This is a genomic window from Phenylobacterium sp. (assembly GCF_031412415.1).
Lineage (GTDB): Bacteria > Pseudomonadota > Alphaproteobacteria > Caulobacterales > Caulobacteraceae > Phenylobacterium.
Map to the genome: position 1 here is coordinate 1 of NZ_JANOCX010000075.1, position 17,819 is coordinate 17,819.

The 17,819-nt window shown below is 68.3% G+C and carries 15 protein-coding genes and 1 pseudogene; 6 read left to right on the forward strand and 10 right to left on the reverse strand.

Annotation, left to right across the window (positions count from 1 at the left end):
• Positions 1-75 precede the first annotated feature (75 nt).
• Positions 76-360: a hypothetical protein gene (locus tag RMO04_RS03685; RefSeq protein ID WP_309643442.1), complete on the reverse strand. Its 285-nt coding sequence runs from the start codon at positions 358-360 to the stop codon at positions 76-78.
• A gap of 21 nt (positions 361-381) precedes the next feature.
• A complete protein-coding gene (locus RMO04_RS03690) occupies positions 382-2,202 on the reverse strand; it encodes a DUF885 family protein (protein ID WP_309643443.1) in 1,821 nt (606 codons plus the stop codon).
• Positions 2,203-2,314: 112 nt separating this feature from the next.
• Here RMO04_RS03690 and RMO04_RS03695 point away from each other — a divergent pair, with 112 nt between their 5' ends.
• Complete coding sequence (locus RMO04_RS03695) at positions 2,315-2,710, forward strand: hypothetical protein (protein ID WP_309643444.1); 396 nt, start codon at positions 2,315-2,317, stop codon at positions 2,708-2,710.
• Here the strand turns inward: RMO04_RS03695 and pdxA are convergent.
• The 5 genes and pseudogenes from pdxA to lptF all read right to left on the reverse strand — a co-directional run bounded on the left by pdxA (position 2,707) and on the right by lptF (position 9,705).
• Positions 2,707-3,708, reverse strand: a pseudogene (gene pdxA, locus RMO04_RS03700) (4-hydroxythreonine-4-phosphate dehydrogenase PdxA). The gene RMO04_RS03695 and the pseudogene pdxA sit on opposite strands and share 4 nt — an antisense overlap.
• Positions 3,705-5,051 (reverse strand): peptidylprolyl isomerase, encoded by a 1,347-nt coding sequence (locus tag RMO04_RS03705; protein WP_309643445.1) that lies wholly within the window; start codon positions 5,049-5,051, stop codon positions 3,705-3,707. Before RMO04_RS03705 ends, pdxA begins: the two are co-directional and overlap by 4 nt.
• A 67-nt stretch (positions 5,052-5,118) precedes the next feature.
• Complete coding sequence (locus RMO04_RS03710; RefSeq protein ID WP_309643446.1) at positions 5,119-7,401, reverse strand: LPS-assembly protein LptD; 2,283 nt, start codon at positions 7,399-7,401, stop codon at positions 5,119-5,121.
• A gap of 58 nt (positions 7,402-7,459) precedes the next feature.
• Positions 7,460-8,563 carry an LptF/LptG family permease gene (locus RMO04_RS03715; protein WP_309643447.1) on the reverse strand — a complete coding sequence of 368 codons (1,104 nt, stop codon included), beginning with the start codon at positions 8,561-8,563 and terminating at the stop codon, positions 7,460-7,462.
• Positions 8,560-9,705 carry an LPS export ABC transporter permease LptF gene (lptF, locus tag RMO04_RS03720; protein ID WP_309643448.1) on the reverse strand — a complete coding sequence of 382 codons (1,146 nt, stop codon included), beginning with the start codon at positions 9,703-9,705 and terminating at the stop codon, positions 8,560-8,562. Before lptF ends, RMO04_RS03715 begins: the two co-directional genes overlap by 4 nt.
• Positions 9,706-9,857: 152 nt before the next feature.
• Here lptF and RMO04_RS03725 point away from each other — a divergent pair, with 152 nt between their 5' ends.
• Genes RMO04_RS03725 through RMO04_RS03740 form a run of 4 tightly spaced genes read left to right on the forward strand, consistent with a single transcriptional unit; the run spans position 9,858 to position 12,802 of the window.
• On the forward strand, positions 9,858-11,339 hold the full coding sequence (locus RMO04_RS03725; protein WP_309643449.1) for a leucyl aminopeptidase: 1,482 nt from the start codon (positions 9,858-9,860) through the stop codon (positions 11,337-11,339).
• 10 nt (positions 11,340-11,349) lie between these two features.
• Positions 11,350-12,033 (forward strand): hypothetical protein, encoded by a 684-nt coding sequence (locus RMO04_RS03730; RefSeq protein ID WP_309643450.1) that lies wholly within the window; start codon positions 11,350-11,352, stop codon positions 12,031-12,033.
• A complete protein-coding gene (locus tag RMO04_RS03735) occupies positions 12,030-12,485 on the forward strand; it encodes a DNA polymerase III subunit chi (protein ID WP_309643451.1) in 456 nt (151 codons plus the stop codon). Before RMO04_RS03730 ends, RMO04_RS03735 begins: the two co-directional genes overlap by 4 nt.
• Positions 12,482-12,802, forward strand: coding sequence for a peptidase inhibitor I78 (locus RMO04_RS03740; protein ID WP_309643452.1), 321 nt, complete (start codon positions 12,482-12,484; stop codon positions 12,800-12,802). The genes RMO04_RS03735 and RMO04_RS03740 overlap by 4 nt, the downstream gene beginning before the upstream one ends.
• Before the next feature lie 4 nt (positions 12,803-12,806).
• Here the strand turns inward: RMO04_RS03740 and RMO04_RS03745 are convergent, their stop codons facing one another.
• From RMO04_RS03745 to RMO04_RS03755, 3 genes are all read right to left on the reverse strand, one after another.
• Positions 12,807-14,171: a M20/M25/M40 family metallo-hydrolase gene (locus RMO04_RS03745; RefSeq protein ID WP_309643453.1), complete on the reverse strand. Its 1,365-nt coding sequence runs from the start codon at positions 14,169-14,171 to the stop codon at positions 12,807-12,809.
• Positions 14,172-14,334: 163 nt separating this feature from the next.
• Positions 14,335-15,141, reverse strand: a complete 807-nt coding sequence (locus tag RMO04_RS03750) for an ion channel (protein ID WP_309643454.1) — start codon at positions 15,139-15,141, stop codon at positions 14,335-14,337.
• Between the two features lie 37 nt (positions 15,142-15,178).
• The gene (locus RMO04_RS03755; protein ID WP_309643455.1) at positions 15,179-17,062 is read right to left on the reverse strand and encodes an ABC-F family ATP-binding cassette domain-containing protein; all 1,884 of its coding nucleotides are present in this window, start codon (positions 17,060-17,062) and stop codon (positions 15,179-15,181) included.
• Between the two features lie 137 nt (positions 17,063-17,199).
• Between RMO04_RS03755 and ndk the strand changes: the two genes are divergently transcribed.
• A complete protein-coding gene (ndk, locus tag RMO04_RS03760; RefSeq protein ID WP_309643456.1) occupies positions 17,200-17,619 on the forward strand; it encodes a nucleoside-diphosphate kinase in 420 nt (139 codons plus the stop codon).
• Positions 17,620-17,819: the final 200 nt, after the last annotated feature.

Genomic DNA, 17,819 nt, shown 5'->3' on the forward strand with positions numbered 1-17,819 from the left:
AAACCCCCATTCGCATATCCGCGTTTGGAAGCGTGCCACGCGCTGGGATGAGTTCCCAGCGGAAGTTGGTTTCGTCTAGCGCGTCAGGCGTCGACGGTTCGCGCGGATCTTTCGGCGGTAGTGGGTGACGGCGCGAGCCGGGGTCAGGTGTCCGGTGCCGGACATCAACGCCATCGCCATGTCGGATTGGAGTGTCAGGGCCGAGGCGGCCTTCTCCGAGAACATGAGAGCGGTCTCGGTCGCCGCCGCTTCGCCGCCAAAGGCGAGCTTGGCCATGCGCAGGCCAATGACCTGTTGGGCCTCCATGGTCATCTGCCATGTCGAGAGAGAGAGTGAGAGCCAAGACGTATTGCGTTTCATAGCGGCTCTCCAGGGCCCGGATCAGGCCCTTTGCTGTGCGACCCAATCGTCGACCACTCGCTCCAGCACCGCAAGCGGCATGGCGCCTCCAAGCAAAATGAGATCATGGAACGCCGGCAGATCGAACTTGAGTCCCAGCGCTGCGCGCGCCTTGGTGCGCAGGCGGTCGATCTCGGTGTGACCGATCTTGTAGCCGCAGGCCTGGCCCGGCCAGACCACGTAGCGGTCGATCTCGTTGGCGGCGGCGCCTGCCGGCAGGCCGACGGTGTCGATCATGTAGGCCACCGCCATCTCGCGGCTCCAGCCCTGGGAGTGCATGCCTGTGTCCAGCACGATGCGGGCGGCGCGATAGAGGAAGGACTGCAGGTAGCCGATCTTTCCGCCTGGATCCTGGTCGTACATGCCGAGCTCGTCGGCGAGTTGTTCCGCATAGAGGCCCCAGCCTTCGCCATAGGCGGTGAAACCCATGGTCTTCAGCAGCAGGGGCGCGCCGGGCGCCTCCAGCAGCACCGCGCCCTGGAACAGGTGTCCCGGCACGCTCTCATGATAGGTCAGGCTGTTCAGCGACCACTTCGGCCAGTCGCCGACGTCGCGCAGGTTGATGTAGAACGCGCCCGGCCGAGAGCCGTCGAGGGTTCCCCCCTCGGCGTAGCCGCGCGGCGCGCCGAGCTCGATGTCCGGTGGCACCCGGCGAATCTCCATTCCCGCCTTGGGCAGGGTCCGGAAGACCTTCGGAGCCTGGGCGCGCACGGCCTCCATCATGCTGTTGAGGTGCGCCAGCAGGTCGGCGCGGCCGGCGTCGGTGTTCGGATAGAGCTGGCTGGGGTCCTTGCCGAAGGCGGTGAGTCGGGCGCCGACGGAGCCTTGGGTCAGGCCCTGGGCCCGCAGCAGCACATCGGCGCGGGCCGATAGTTCCGCCACCTGGGCCAGGCCGACCTTGTGCGCCTCGGGGGGCGTAAGGCCGGTGGTGGTGTGGTAGCGCAGACAGAGATCGTAGTAGCGCGCGCCGTCGGGAAGGCGCCTGACTCCGGCCTCGTGAACCGCTGAGCGGCGATGCTCATTCAGCAGGGCGATCTGGTCGGCCAGCGCGCTCGCCAGCGGTCCGTCGACGATGGCCGCGGCCTTGGCGGCCCAGTCGCTCCCCAGACCCTTCTCGGCCGCGCGCCGGCCAAGGGAGGTCGCCAGGCCTGAGGCCTCGCCCTTCTGGCTGGCCAGGGCGGTGAGCTGGGTGAGCGTCTTGTCCAGCACGAAGTCAGGCGCGACCACGCCACGCCCGGCGTCGGCGCGCAGGCGGCCGTTTTCGTCGCGGACGTTCTGGGCGAAGGCGGTCAAGCGAGAGAGATAGGCCTCGGCGTCCGCCCTGGTCTCGATGACGTGCTTGGCGTCCAGGAAGTCCGGCATCTTCTGATAGGCGCCGGTGAGCTGACTGACCACGTAGGGGACCGGATAGTCGTACGAATCAACGCCGCCGAACGGGAAGGTGGCGGCCTCGGCGTCGCGGTCGGCCAGCCAGACGACGGTGTCGTACTCGCTCGCCTCTCGACCCGTCAGCGCCTTGCGGTCGATGGTTGCGAGCTTGGGGCGCGCGTCGATCATCGGCTGGAAGACGTTCATCCGCCCGGCCGGCGAACGGTCGTCGAGCCTGGATTTCAGCCCCGCCCGCGCGCCGGTGTCGAAGCCCAGGCCCGAGGCGGTGGTCGGCGAGGTCTTGAGGATCGATTCGAAGATTTCGTCGTAAAGCGCCCGCGCCTTGCTGGCGGCCGGGCTGGTCTGGGCGCGAGCAGCGCCTGCGGCGGCCAAGGTTCCGACGGCGCCGGCGAGCACGTGACGACGATTGAGCATGGAGCGTTCCTCGGCTGCGAAGAGGCGGGGAGGAAGCCATGACGAAGCTTGGACGGCAAGCGCCCTCAACAGGCCGCAATCGGGCGCGATCCTGCAGCCTATGGAGACCTCGATGTCCGCGTACCCGACTGCTTTCGCCGCCGCCCTGTTGCTGTCGCTTTGCGCCGCGCCGGCCTTGGCGGAGGAGGCGATCTCGACCGCCGGAGCCGGCCAGGCGCTCAGCGCGACCGCCGAGACCGCCGCTCAGATCGACCGCTGGATCGCCGACGCTCCGCGTCCGGCCGACGACGAGCGGGCGATGCCGGACCAGCCGCGCAGGATCCATGGTGAGGTCGGCGTGGCCGTTGGCACCGGTGGCTATCGCAGCGGCTATCTGATTAGTCAGATGCCGCTGGGCGAGACCGGCAGCCTGACCCTGGCGATCGGCCAGACCCGCAACGGTCGCGGCTATTACAGCCATGATGACAACGGCTTCCGGCGGCCTTTGTCGCCTCGGCCGATGGACTAGGCTTCGCGGCGCGCCGCGATTTGATCGGCCATCCGGATGGCCGCGATCAGGCTGTCTGGGCGCGCCTGGCCCCGCCCGGCGATGTCGAAGGCGGTGCCGTGGTCGGGGGATGTCCGCACGATAGGCAGCCCCAGCGTCACGTTCACGCCGCCCCAGAAATCCAGCATCTTGACCGGGATCAGGGCCTGGTCGTGGTACATGCAGACCACCGCGTCATAGCGGGCGCGAGCCGCCTCGTGGAACAGGCTGTCGGCCGGGGTCGGGCCAACCGCATCGACCCCTAGCTCTCGCAGCGAGCGGACGGCCGGCGCGACGATCTAGACCTCCTCGCGGCCGATGGTCCCGTCTTCACCAGCGTGTGGATTCAACCCGGCGACCGCCACCCGGGGAGCCATGACGCCGAAGTCGCCGCGCAGCGCCTGGGCGGTCACCAGACCGGCATTGACGATCTTCTCTATGGTGAGCTTGGCGGCGACCGCCGCGAGAGGCTCGTGGACCGTGACCAGCGTCGTGCGCAGGCCGGGCACGGCCAGCATCATGATCGGGCCTCGCGCGCCGTCGAAACCCGCGCTGGCGGTCAGTTCTCCCAGGAACTCAGTGTGGCCGGCGAAGGGGAAGCCAGCTTCGTAAAGCGGCGCCTTGGCGATAGGGGCGGTCACCAGCCCGCGCACCGCGCCCGACAACGCCAGACCGACGCCGGTCTCGATCCATTGGATGATCGCGCGCGCGGCGGTGGGCGAGGGCTGGCCCGCCACCACCGGGCTGCGCAGGGGCAAGTCGATGACCGGCAGGGCGTCTGCGAACACCTTGCCGCCTTCGCTGGGCGTGGTGACGCGGCGCACGGCGGTGGCGCCCGAGGCCGAGGCGAGGGCCTGGAAGTCGCCCACCACGACAAACTCCGGCCCCTCGGCCCGGAGCTGGCTCCAGGCCTTGACGATGATCTCCGGGCCGATCCCGGCGGGATCGCCCAAGGTCAGCGCGAGGGGTCCGTTCTTCACCGCGTCTCGATCGTGGCCGATGTTCTCAAGTCGCGCATATAGCGCCGGGCGATCATACTTAGTTGTTGGCCGTACAGTCGACTTTCGATCTGCTCGTTGGTCATCGCCTCCGCACCGCTGGCCCGCTTGGAGCAGACGGCCAGGATGTGCAGGCCCGCTGCGGTGCGGATCGGCTCGGAAAGCTGGCCGGGCTGCAGGGTCTCGGCGGCGCTCCGGAACGCCGGCGCGAGGTCCTTGATCTCGGCTTCGCCCAGGTCGCCGGCCACCACGCCGTTGACGCTGGCGGCCTTGGCCTCCAGATCGCCACAGCCGGTCACCTGGCCGCGAAGGGTGGTCAGGGTCGCGGTCGCGGCCCCGATCTGCGCGGGCGAGGCGTCCTGAGCCAGGGCCACGGCGGCCTGCTTGAGGTTGACCACAGAGGCGCCGGCGCCGGCGCGCTTGTCGCGCAGATAGATCACATAGACGCCGTCGCGCACCTGGATGGGTTGGGAGAGCTGGCCCGGACGCATCTGCTCCAGGGCGGCTTCGACTTCGGGCGCCATCTCACCGGCCGCGACCCAACCGGCGTCGCCCCCGGACGCGGCGGTGGCCGAGGCGGAGAACTGCCGCGCCACGGCCTGGAAGGGCGCGCCTTGCTGCATCTGGGCGATGAGCTGGGCGGCCCCGGTGACGGCCGTCTCCATGCCACCCACCCGGTTGGCGTCGAGGAAGACCTCGCTGATCTGGTATTGAGGCTTGGAGGCCGAGGCCGAGAGCCGCTGCTGCTGCGCCTTGACCTGGTCTTCACCGATGCGCAGCCGCGAGCCGTAACGACCCCGGATCCAGCGCTGCCAGCTGGTCTGGGCGCGGATCTGCTCCTTCAGGGTGTTGATGCCGATGCCCTGGCCCTCGAGCGACGCCACGAACAGCGCCGGAGTGGTGTTGTTGCTTTTCGCCATCTCGCCGATCTCGGCGTTGAGCTCATCCTCGCTGGCGACGATTTCGATCTTCTGTTCCTTCTCCTGGCGGCGAAGCTCCTGGATCTGGAGCCGCTCGTCGACCAAGGAGATCAGCGCTTCACGCTGAAATTGCTGGATATTCTGCTGCGTGGGTTGGATCCCCGATGTGGCGATCAGCAAGCGCATGCGCTGGGCCAGGTCGTAGGTCGAGATGATGTCGTCATTGACCACGGCGGCCACCGACTCGGTCAGGCCTAGCGGCGCTGCGGGCGCGGCCGGGGCGGCTTCCGCGGCGGGCGCGGGGGTCTGAGCCGTGGCGATGAGCGGGGCTCCGGCCGCGGCCAGGGCGGCGGCCAAAGCGACGCCGCGCGCCGCGAGGCCCGTGACTTTACGCGCGGAGGTCATGGGTGAGGTCTTCCTTAGCGTAGCGCCGTAGCGAGCGGCCGCCGGGCCGCGTGTGTCAGTTGCCATATTATTGTTCGCCTAGTGTGGCGAGGGTTAGGCGGACGGTGAAGGACTCCGAGGGGCCCAGCCGCCCGATGATCGTGTCTTCCCGCCGGTAGATGAAGTCTAGGCGCGTGCACTCGTCGCGATAGACCACGCCCAGGTCGCGGATGACCCAGGCCTTCTGGACGAGGTCACGGTTGCCGTAGGCGGTCACACCCCAGTGCTTGCTCAGATAGATCTCGCCGCCCAGGTCGAGGTTTTCCACCTTGAGCCCGTTGGGGTCGGCCCTGTCGCGTAGGTAGCGGACATAGCCCGAGCCCCACTTGGAGGAGACGTTGGCGCCCGTCTCGGCGCGCGAGACGGCGTAGTCGTCGGCGTCGAAGCGCGCGCGGCCGAAAAGGCTGAGGCCGGGCAGGGGCTCGGCGCTTGCCGAAACGATCCAGTCCGACGCCTTGGGCCGCAGGCCGCTCTGGGCGCTGAACACTTCGTTGCGTTCGGTGCGCAGGGATCGGCCAATCAGCAGGCTGGCGCGCCGGCCATCGTCCCAGAACACCGAAGCCCGGCCGCCGACATTGGCCCGCACACCGTCCTCGTAGAGGTCGTAGCCTGGGAACTTGTTCGCGCGGAACAGATTGGTCTCGTCGAACTCGAAGGCGATCGAGTCCTCGTTCAGATTGATCGGGTTCCCGATGGCGTTGCGTCCGAGCTGCACCTGCTTCAAGTCCGGCGATAGGGCGAGCTGCGCAATCGGTTCAAGAATAACAGACAAATCCTTGTATCGACGAATAAAAGGCCATGAAATGGCAGCGCCGGCAACCGCCAGTCCACGCGAGAGGGTCTTGGAGCGCGGACCGGTCGCCAGCACGCCGACCAGGTTGTCGGCCAAGCTGTAGGCGTCGAAGCGAGCCTGGACGTAGGGTGCGATCCGCAGCCCGGCGGACGAGGTGTAGACGCTTCGCCAGTCGACCTCGCCAGTGGCGCGGCGGCTGTCCAGTCCGTCCAGGCGCAGCGGCGGCGCGTTGAGCGGCGACTGCTCGCGGGTCAGCACGACGGCGCTGGCGCGCAGTCGAAGCCGGCCGCCGGCGATCTCCGACGTCGGCTCCCATCGCGACTCGATCAGGGGCCCGACAATGGGGAAGGTTCGTTCATTGTCGCCTGGGCGCAGCCCCTGGATCGTGAAGGCGGCGGCGGAGAAGTACGCGTTCTGGGTCTCGCGGGTGGTGTAGATCTGCGAGATCAGCCGGCGGTCGTCGGCGACATACGGCCCGCGGTTCTCGTAGACGCTGCCGATCTCGTACTTGTCGAAAAGCAGGTCGTCGGAGGTCCGTTCGGCGGTGAAGCCCCAACGCCACTTGTCGTTGATGGCGAAGGCGCCGGCGGCCAGGATGTAGGAGCGCGACGTCGCGTCTCCGAACGGGTCGCCCGAGCTGTCGAAGTCCTGATCGTGGGTGTAGCCGAAGCGCGCATCGAGGGAGCCGGAGTAAAAGCGCTTGCGGTACTGGCCGTTCACGAAAGGGCTAACTTTCGTGTTGATTTGAGGGCTTATCGTCAAATCCGAATGTGGCGACAGAACCAGCAGATAGGGCTGCTCATACGACATGCCTCGGCGATCGGAGGCCGAGATCTCCGGTGGCAGGAAGCCTGACTTGCGCACCGCGCCCGGGTCGGGGTGCCAGAACACGGGCAGATAGACCAGCGGCACGCCGAAGATTTGGATGACCGCGTTGCGGTAGTAGACGAGCTGCCGATCCTTGTCCTGGACCACCCGCTCGGCCTTGATCGACCAGGTCGGGGTCTTGGGCGTCGTTCCGTCCGGCGCGCAGACGTCGCAGGGGGTGTAGATCGCGCGGTTCAGTTCGTTGATCCGGTCGGACCGGCGCACGGCGCTGGACGCGGCGATCTTGACGTTCTGACCCATGCGCGCGGCGAAGCCGGTGGCGACGCCCGCCTTCATCGCATCGTCCAGCACGATCTCGTCGGCGTATTCCACCGAGCCGTCGGCGTTCAGGATCGAGGTCTCGCCCCGGGCGCGCATGACGCCCTTGCCCTCGTCATAGACCAGTTCTTGGGCGCGCAGCGTGCGGCCTTGATACCGGACCTCGATGTCACCCTTGGCCGTGGTGATCTTGTTCTTGTCGTCGCGAACCACGAGGTCGGCTTCGAGATACAGCTGACCTTCGGCCAAGCCGTCGAGCGAGGGGCCGGTCTTCGGCGCCTGCGCGTACGCCTGGGCCGATGAAAGCACCAGGAGCGCCACGCCCGCGAGCAGGCCGCGCTTGGCCGAGGCTGAACGCCTGCCGAAACTCATGAAGCCAAGGATCCCTCAACGCGGTGTGACCGGATGCATAACCGGGAACGCCGGCGATTCAACCGTCTTCGGTGTAGCAGAGCAGCGCGAAGCCCGACAGCAGGGCCACGACCGGCGGCGCCCAGGCCGCCGCGAATAGCGGAATGATGTCGGCGTCGGCCAGGGCCCCGGAGAACTCGTTGAAGAAGAACACGACGAAACCAAGGCCAACGCCTGCTCCCGCCAGGCCTGCGAGGCCCCCAAGGCGCGCCAGGCGCAGGGAAAACGCCGCCGCCAGGATCGACATCGCCGCGAACAGCACCGGGGTCGCCAGCAGTTGCTGGTGGCGCAGCCGGTAGCCGCTGGCCGAGAATCCCGCCTGCTCGGTGAGGCGGATCGCCGCTGGCAGACGCCAGAAGGCCACTGATTCCGGCGCGGCGAACCGCTCCATCGCCGATTCGGCGTCGAGGGTGGAGCGGATCGAAAGCGAGTCGGAGCGTACGGAGTTTTCCCCTGCCGAAGCCTCGCGGACGTCGGTCAGGCGCCAGTAGCCTGGCAAAAGGCGCGCTTCGGCCGCCTCCAGCCGTCGCTTGAACTCGGGAAGGCCCTGGCGGTTCTTCTGGTAGACGAAGATCGAGACGGCCTTCAGGCGCACCGTGCCCTCGACGGTGTCGCGGGCCTTGGCGTGGATCACCATCTGCGTTCTGTCGTCACCCTGGCGCAGCCATACCTCCTGAGGCGCGTCCGTCAGGTAGTTCTCCATCAGGTCGGCGCGGTCGGCCTCGTAGCGGGCGCTGAACGCCGCGGCGAGCGGGTTGAACACCGCCACGGTGACCACGCCGATCGCGAAGGCCGCGGCGGCGGAGGGCAGGATGAACCGCCAGGCCGAGATGCCCGCCGCGCGCATGGCCACCAGCTCTGAACGCCGGTTGAGGCCGACGTAGGCGGCGATCCCGCCGAACAGGAAGACGAAGGGCAGCAGCAGGAGAATGGTCGCCGGCGCCTGCAGCAGGGTCAGGGCGAACAGCTGGGCGACGCCCACATCGGCGCGAACCGCGACCTCCCGCGATAGGTTCACGAACGAGACCAGCAGGATCACCGCCGAGATCACCGCCAGCGCCCCCCCGACCCCCGCCAGGGTGCGGCCCACCACATAGCGTTCCAGTCGGCCCAGCCCGATCATGCGGCCGCTCCCGCGCGGCGCGAGATGCGCGACGGCTTGAGCTGCATGTCGATGAACCGCGAGACCTTCTGGCGGAAGATGTCGCGAAGGGCGAAACCGCCGGCCGCCACCGGGATCAGGTACTGGACGACGTTGAGCCAGGCTTCGGATTCCGCGCCGGCCTGGGCCACGAAACCCAGGATGCGCACCGTCACCGCCGCGGCGCCGATGATCGCGATCCGACGGCCATAGCCCATCCGAGAGAAGCCGCCGCCGACGATCGCCGACAGGGCCATGGCCATCAGGGCGATATTGTAGAGCGGGCTGGCCAATCGGTTATGTCCCTCGGCGAGCAGCTTCAGGCGATTGCGCTGCTCCCAGCTCTGCTGGAGGTCGGGAAACAGCAGTTCGTGCAGATAGCGGTCGGAGGGCTTGTAGTGAATGAGCTCGCCGGTCGCCATGAACGGCGACAGGTCGAAGATGTACTCGTCGAAGGACAGGAAGTTCAGCACGCCGGTGTCGCTGAACTCCTGGTTGGAGCCCTTCTGCATCACCAGCACCGAGCGTTCGCCGCGCTTGGCCAGGCGACCTGTGTCGGCGGTGTAGGTCGTCGCCCCGCCGCCGTCCTTCTCCTGGTGGATGAACAGGTTGTGGATCAGGCCGGTGGCGTCCACCGACTGGGCGTAGACGGTCAGGCCAGGGGCAGGGGCGGTGAACTCACCCTCCCGGATCAGGGTCGAGGCCAGGTCCGTGCGCACGTTGAACAGCGTCTGGCGCATCTCACGAGACGCCGCCGGTTGAATCCAGGCGTTCATGATCAGGGCAAGGACGGCGATGATCGAGGCCAGGCGCAAGGCCGGTGAGATCACCCGCCAGCGGCTCATGCCGCCAGCGAAGCAGACCACGATCTCCTGTTCGGTGTGCAGCCGGTTCAGCGCCACGAGGGCGGCCACGAACACGGCGATCGGCAGGACCATGTTGAGGAGCTGGGGCAGGGCCAGCAGCGTCACCTTGGCGAAGACCAGCGCGCTCTGCCGCTGGCTGACGATGATGTCGAGCGCCGAAAGGCTCTGGCTCAGCAAGGCCACAGCCGTCAGCGCCGCCGTGGCCAGCACGGTCGGTCCCAGGAGCTGGCGGAACAGATAGCGGTCGATCAGCGGCATGGAAGAAAAGTGCGGTCCAGCAGGGAATTTGCGCGCCCCCACGCGGAAGCTGTTCTAAATCATGCGTCGCCACGCCACACAACCGCCGCAGGAGCAGCCGCGGTTGTCGGCCCCGAGGCGCACGCCCGCATTGTCTGGAGTTTGAGGGACTTATGGAGATCGAGTTCGTCGCGGCGCAAGCCGCTCTGGCGGAAAAGACCGCCCTTGCCGTGGTCGTGTTCGAAGGCCAGATCCTGACAGGCGCAGCGGGCGCTCTCGACACCCAGGCCGGTGGCGCCCTCTCGCGCGCGGTCGCGGCGGGCCGATTCACCGGCGCCAAGGGCCAGGCCCTCGACGTGCTGGGCGCAACCGGCGAGGCGGCGCGGATCGTGCTGGTCGGCGCGGGCAAGGCCGACGCCTTCGACGACATCGCCGTGGAGAACGCCGCCGCCAGCGCCTACGCCGCGGTGAAGACCTCAGGGCTCACCACGCTGCGCATCGCCCTACCGACTGACGGCGCCGACACCGCCGCCCGCGCGGCCTTCGGCGTGCGTCTCGCCGCCTATCGGTTCGACCGCTACCGCACCAAGGAGCCAGCCGAGAGGAAGCCCACGGTCATCAAGACACAGATCGTCACCGCCCAGGCCGACGCCGCGCTCGCCGCATTCCCGCCGCTGGCGGCGCTCGCCGACGCCATAGCGTTCTCGCGCGACCTCGTCTCCGAGCCGCCGAACGTCCTGCACCCCGAAGAGTTCGCTCGCCGCGTGAAGGCGCTGGAGAGCCTGGGGCTGGAAGTCGAGATCCTGGGCGAGGCCGAGATGGCCAAGCTGGGTATGGGTTCGCTGCTGGGCGTGGGGCAGGGCAGCATCCGTGAGAGCCAGCTCGCCATCATGAAGTGGAACGGCGCGGCCGATCCCTCAGCCCAGCCCATCGCCTTCGTCGGCAAGGGCGTCTGCTTCGACACCGGGGGCATCAGCCTGAAGCCCGCCGACGGCATGGAAGACATGAAGTGGGACATGGGCGGCGCCGGCGCCGTGGCCGGCCTCATGCACGTGCTTGCGGGCCGCAAGGCCAAGGTCAACGCCATCGGCATCCTGGGCCTTGTCGAGAACATGCCCGACGGGAACGCCCAGCGTCCGGGCGACGTGGTCACCTCCATGTCGGGCCAGACCATCGAGATCATCAACACCGACGCTGAGGGCCGTCTCGTCCTGGCCGACGCCGTCTGGTACTGCCAGGACCGCTTCAAGCCGAAGTTCATGGTCGATCTCGCGACCCTGACCGGCGCGATCATCATCGCGCTGGGCAACGACTATGCCGGCCTGTTCTCCAACAATGACGAACTGTCGGCCAACCTGCTGGCGGCCTCCGGGGCCGAGGGCGAACCGCTGTGGCGCCTGCCGCTGCCGGCTCAGTACGACAAGAACATCGACTCGATGATCGCCGACGTGAAGAACACCGGCGGTCGCCCCGGCGGCTCGATCACCGCGGCCCTGTTCATCCAGCGCTTCGTCAACGGCCTGCCCTGGGCGCACCTGGATATCGCGTCCACCGCCTGGAAGAAGCCGTCCAGCGTCCCGACCATTCCCGAGGGCGCCACCGGTTTCGGCGTGCGCCTGCTGAACCGCATGGTCGCCGACAAGTACGAAGGCTGACGGCGCGCGCGTGCGCCTGATTCTGCTTCATAGCCCACTGGTCGGTCCCGCCTGCTGGGGCGAGGTCCCGGCCGAGCTGGGCGCGCGGGGCTACGATGCTCAGGTGCTCGCCCTGCCGCCCTGGGACCAGGTGGCCCGGCCCTTTTATCCGGCCCTGGCCGCGGCGGTCGCTCAAGGCATCGAGGCGGACGATGTCCTGGTGGTCCATTCAGGCGCCGGCGGCCTGGCCGCGCCGGTGGCCGCTCTGGCCGAGGGCCGTTTGGCCGCGGTGGTGTTCGTCGACGCGATCCTGCCCCATCCGGGCCGATCCTGGTTCGAGACCGCCTCTGCGCCGCTTGGTGAGGCCCTGCGCGCCGCGGCCACCAACGACAGGCTGCCGCCGTGGGACCAGTGGTTCCCGCCGGGCGCCATCGCCGGGCTCACGCCTGAAGGCCCGCTGCGTGAGGCATTCCTGGGCGAGCTCGGTCCCGCACCCCTCGCCTTTTTCGACGAACCCGCTCCGGCGCTGGACGTGCCCCCCAGCCTCGGCTGGTCCTACCTGCGACTGTCGAAGGCCTATGAGGCCGAAGCCGGAGAGGCCCGCCGCCTGGGCCGGCCGACCCTGCGTCTCGAGCTCTCCCACCTGGCCATGATGACCCATCCGGAGGAGGTGGTATCGTCCCTGGTGCAGCTGGTTCGGAGAGCGCCGCGATGACCGCCCCGTGCGAGGTCTGGTTCTATCACCTTGAGCGCTCGGGCCTGGATCAGGTCTTGCCCGAACTGCTGGAGAAGACCTTGGCGCGGGGCTGGAAGGCCGTCGTCCGCGCCCGCGAGGCCGAGCGGGTCGAGCATCTCGACACCTGGCTGTGGAGCTATCGCGACGAGAGCTTCCTGCCGCACGCGCCCGCCGACGAGCCGGGCGCGGCGCGCCAGCCGGTGCTGCTGACCACCGCCTTCGAGAACCCCAACGCCGCCGACGCCCTGTTCCTGGTGGACGGCGCCGATCCGGGCGAGCTCGAAGCCTACGAACGCTGCATCGTCCTGTTCGACGGCCGCGACGAGACGCAGCTCGCCGTGGCGCGCAGCCAGTGGAGCGCGCTCAAGGCCAAGGGCCATCCAGCCTCGTACTGGAAGCAACAGACCCGGGGTTGGGAGAAACAGGCATGAAAACCTTCAGCGCGATCCTCGTGGCGTCCAGCCTGCTAACGCTGGCCGCCTGCGCCGAGCCGCCTCCGCCCCCCGCGCCGCCGCCTCCGCCGCCTCCAGCGCCGACTCCGCCGCCGCCGGAACCCGACCAGTGCGGCGCGTCCGAGGCCCAGCGGTTCGTCGGGCGTCCGCGCACGGAGATCCCCGTGCCGATTCAACCCGCCCTGCAGCGCGTCGCCTGCACCACCTGCCCGGTGACCATGGATTTCAATCCGCGGCGGCTGAACTTCTTCTACGACGCGGCTACCGGCGCGGTGAAAGAGGTCAAGTGCGGCTAGTCGCCTAGTTCGCCGCGACCGCGGGCGTCGTCGACACGAACGATCCCGCTGGGCCCGGGAACACCACCGGACTCTCCGAGCCGTCGGCCGCCACGGACGAGACGCCGAAGAACCAGTCGTCGATCACCACGCCCTTCAGGGTCTCGGCGATGGCGGTGGTGTCGCGGGCGTTGGTCCACTGCGGCGCGGTGGTGGCGCGCCAGTGAATGCGGTAGCTCGCCGCCCCTGGAACCGCCGACCAGCTCAGCTTGGTGTCGGGCGACACCGCGCCCTCGATCTTGACGCCTTCGGGCGGGGCGGGGGCCCGGGCCAGCGCGGCCATCAGCATGGTGTTCAACCGGGTCACGCGGGCCAGGTAGGGAAAGTCGACGCCGTCGATGGTGTCGCCGTAGACCCGGCCGTTCTCGGTGCGCAGGTCCTGGTGCTGGCGGTCGTAGTGTTCCGCCGCCTCGGTGATGCGTATCGCGGGGAATCCCGCCGCCAGCATCTCCACCTGATCGCCGCCGCGCCCATAGCGGTCGGTGCGATAGACCATGGTGACGTCCAGCTTGCCGAGATCGGCGGCTTGGCGCTCGGCCAGGGTGTCGGCGAAGCGCGCCAGGTTCCGCGAGGGGCTGTCGACCTCTCCGCCGTTGTAGCGCCGCTGGTTGGCCTGTTCTGGCGTCTCGACGCTCTTGGTGCCCTCGGCGAACACGCGAACCCGGTCGCGTACGACCTCGCCGCCGGCGCCGCGGGTGTTGCCCACGATGTCGTTGTTGAGATTGGCCTCGACCCGCCAACCGCGCTGTCTGGCGAAGGCGGCCAGAACCTTGCCGCCGTAGAGCCCCTGTTCCTCTCCCTCGAGGGCGGCATAGACGAGGGTTGCGGGGAACCTGTGCTTGGAAAGCACCCGCGCCGCCTCCATCACCGCGGCCACGCCCGAGGCGTCGTCATTGGCGCCGGGCGCGTCGGCCGTGGCGTTCATCGGATCGCTGACCCGGCTGTCGATATGGCCGGAAATGACGATCACCCGGTCCGGATCGGTGGTCCCCTTCTGGATCGCCAGGATCGCGCCGATCTCCGTGGGATTGGGCACGCGGCGGCCCGTGAAGGTCTGCTTAGGCACGGTCACTTCCAGGCAACCACCGCAGGCCTTCGAGAGGGCCTCGAACTCTGACGCCGCCCAGCGCTCGGCCGCGCCGATGCCCCGCGTGTCGGACACGCGATCCGACAGGGTGTGGCGGGTCCCGAAGCCGACCAGCTTCTCGATGGTCGCCCGAAGCTTCGCCTCGCTGACATCCTTGGCGAGACCGGAGAGCTGAGCGTCCGGCCTCGGCGCGGCGAGGACGGGCGTGGCGAGCAGAAGGGCCGCGGTGAGGATGGCGCGCATGGACGGTTCCCGGATGTTCTCAGCGATCCCTACGACGCGGCGGGCGTCAGGCTCAATCGCGTTTCCGGAATATCCGCCGCCAGGCCGCCACGCCGGCCGGGGCCAGCAGGAGCAGGACCAGGAGCAGATAGACGATACGGGCTTCGTCGGGCATGGGCGGGGCTCAGTGGGGGTCGTCGTTGGGGATATTCAGCTGCTCGCCGCAAGCCTTGCAATGCACCGCGTCGACATCATGACGCTGCAGGCCGCAGGTCGGGCAGGGGAAGCGGACCTTGTAGGGGCGGAATAGGGCCTGGGCCAGCCGGACGAACAGGGTGATCCCGGTCAGCATGGTCACGATGGAGATGATCCGGCCCCAGGTCCCCGGCAGGGTGATGTCGCCGAACCCCGTCGTCGTCAGGGTGGCGATGGTGAAGTAGAGGGCGTCGATATAGCCGTCGATGCCGGGCGTGCGCACGAAGCTCGTATAGACGAAGCCGGTCATCACGAAGACGAAGGTGACCAGGGTCGCGGTCGCCCGCGTCACGTCCTCCCAGCGCGTGTCGTCATAGCGCCGCCCGATGGTCTCCCAGAAGAACTCGGAGTGAATCAGGGTCCACAGCCGCAGCACCCTCAGGAAGGCCAGGTTGAACAGCCACAGGGGGAACAACAAGGTCGCCAGGACGAACAGGTCGAGCCAGGTCGAGGGGCGTTTGATCCAATCGGTCCACCGGTCGGCGGCCAGGGCGCGGGCGGCGATATCCAGCGCCAGGATGAAGGCCACCACGTAGTCGACGACGAGGAAGGCCGGCGTCTCGCGAATGAACGGGGCGGCGATGAAAAAGCCGATCAGCAGCAGGTCGATCACTATGACGCCCAAGCGGAAGCGAACCGCCCTGCGCGTCTGGCCGTGATACAGTTCGCGCAACCTGGCGCGGATGCGCGGGCCTCGTCGGCGTTTGGGATTCGGCGCGGCGGCCTGGGTCGTCATGGCGCGAACATAGGCGACCGATGGCCCTTAGGGGAGATCAGGCGTCGCTCTTGACCGCTTCATAGGCCTCATTGGCCTCAAGCCATTCAAGTTCGGCGGCGTCGAGGGTCGCCTGGGCCTGATCGCGGCGGCGTCCCAGGTCGGCGGCCTTGGCCGGGTTAGCGCCGAACACCTTGGGGTCGGTCAGCGCCCTGTCGATCTCCGCCAGCGCCTGGGACGCGCGGGACAGTGCGGCCTCGGCCGCCTCGGCGCGACGTCTCGCCGTTCCGGTCGGGACCTTGACCTTCGGGGCCGCGACGGGTTTCGGCGAGGCCACGGGCTCGGGGGCCTTCACCTGGCTCGGCGCCTTGCCCGCCTGCTTGGCGCGATCGACGACGAACTTGGCGTAGTCGTCCATGTCCCCGTCGAAGGGCTCGATCCCGCCATCGGCGGCCAGCCACAGGCGGTCGGCCACCAGTTCCATCAGCGAGCGATCGTGCGTGATCAGGATCACCGCGCCTTCGTAACTGTTCAGCGCGTCGAGCAGCGCGCGGCGCGAGTCGATATCCAGGTGGTTGGTTGGTTCGTCGAGGATCAGGAGGTGCGGGGCCTCAAGCGCCACGAGATTGAGCAGCAGGCGCGCGCGCTCGCCGCCCGACAGATTGTCGACCGTCGTGTCGACTTTCTGGTGGCCCAGGCCATATTGCGCCAGGCGGGCGCGGCGGCTGGCCTCGGAGGCCTCGGGCATCACGGCGCGGATGATGTCCAGCGGCGTGTCGCTAGGGTCCAGGGCCTCGATCTGATGCTGATGGAACCAGCCGACCTTGAGCCGCGGCGACCGCTTCAGCTCGCCAGACTGTGGCTGCAGCGCGCCGGCGATCAGCTTGGCGAAGGTCGACTTGCCCGCGCCGTTGACGCCAAGCAGGCCAATGCGGTCGTCCAGGTCCAGCCGCAGGTTCATGTGCTTCAGGATCGGCGTCTCATCATAGCCCGCCGACACCCCCTCAAGCCGCAGCAGCGGAGGCGCCAGGGCGCGCTCGGGGGAGGGCAGGACAAAGGGCGCGACGTGCTCGGCCACCACGGACGACACCGGCGGCAGCTTCTGCAGCATTTTCAGACGCGACTGGGCCTGGGTCGCCTTGGAGGCCTTGGCGCGGAAACGGTCGACGAAGGCCTGGAGGTGGGCCCGCTGGGCGTCGACCTTGGCCTTGTTGGCCTCCTGCAGGCGGGCCTTCTCCTCGCGCTGGCGCTCGAAGCTGTCGTAGCCGCCCGCGTAGAGGGTCAGCTTGCCGTCGGCCAGATGTAGGATGTGGTCGCAGGAGTTGTTCAGAATCTCGCGGTCGTGGCTGATGATCACGGCGGTGTGCGGATACTTCTTCAGCCGCGACTCCAGCCAGAGCGCGCCTTCCAGATCGAGATAGTTGGTCGGTTCGTCCAACAGCAGCAGGTCGGGTTCGGCGAACAGGGCCGCGGCTAGGGCCACGCGCATCCGCCAGCCGCCGGAGAACTCCGACATCGGACGCGCCAGGTCCGCGTTCGAGAAGCCCAGGCCTGACAGGATCTCAGCGGCCCGTGACGGCGCGCGATCGGCGCCGATGTCGGCCAGCCGGGCGTAGATCTCCCCTAGGTGCTCGGGGTCGGCGGTCTCCAGTTCGGCGGTGAGGCGTTCGCGCTCCTCGTCGGCGGCCAGCACCGTGTCCAGCAGCGTCACCGGCGTGGCCGGATGTTCCTGGTCGACCGAGGCGATGCGCGCGGTCTTTGGATAGCCGATCTCGCCGTCGCCCGCGTGCAACTCGTCCAGGATCAGCTTGAACAGGGTGGTCTTGCCGACGCCGTTGCGGCCCACCAGTCCCACCATGGCGCCCACGGGGAGGCTGACGCTCGCGTGGTCGAAGAACCGGCGGCCCCAGGCGTCGAAGGTCAGATCATTGATTTGCAGCATGGCGAGGGCGGGGCCTTAGCAGAGGTCGGGGTCCGTGGCGACCGCTGTGCTTGGCGATGTCACATCGTGCGGCTATAAGCCCGCCACCCCGCGCGGGCTGACCCGCGCCTCCCCAATAAGAAGACAAGTCCAAGACCATGACCGAACGCACCTTCTCGATCATCAAGCCCGACGCGACCAAGCGGAACCTGACGGGCGCCGTCAATGCGGTGATCGAGGCCGCCGGCCTGCGCATCGTCGCCCAGCGCCGCATCCAGATGACCGACGCCCAGGCCAAGAAGTTCTACGAAGTCCACGCCGCGCGCCCGTTCTACGGCGAACTGGTTGAGTTCATGACCTCCGCGCCAGTTGTCGTCCAAGTGCTGGAAGGCGCCGACGCCGTGGCCAAGTACCGCGAAGTCATGGGCGCGACGAACCCGGAACAGGCCGCCGACGGCACCATCCGCAAGCTGTTCGCCCTCAGCGTCGGCGAGAACTCGGTCCACGGCTCCGACAGCGCCGAAAACGCCGCTCTGGAGATCGCCCAGTTCTTCACCGACGATCAGATCGTCGGCTGACGATTTTCGGGAACGGCTGAAGCGTCACCGCGTTAACTGATAGCGCGGCGTCGAGCCCCACCCGGTCCCAGCGGACCCGCCGCGAAAAACAGGCCCCGTTCGGCTCCCCGCCGGGCGGGGCTTGATTGTCTCTGGAAGGAGCGTGTCATCCGCAAGAATCCTCCCCCCGTCACGCCCGGCGTCGGCGAACTTCGATTTCA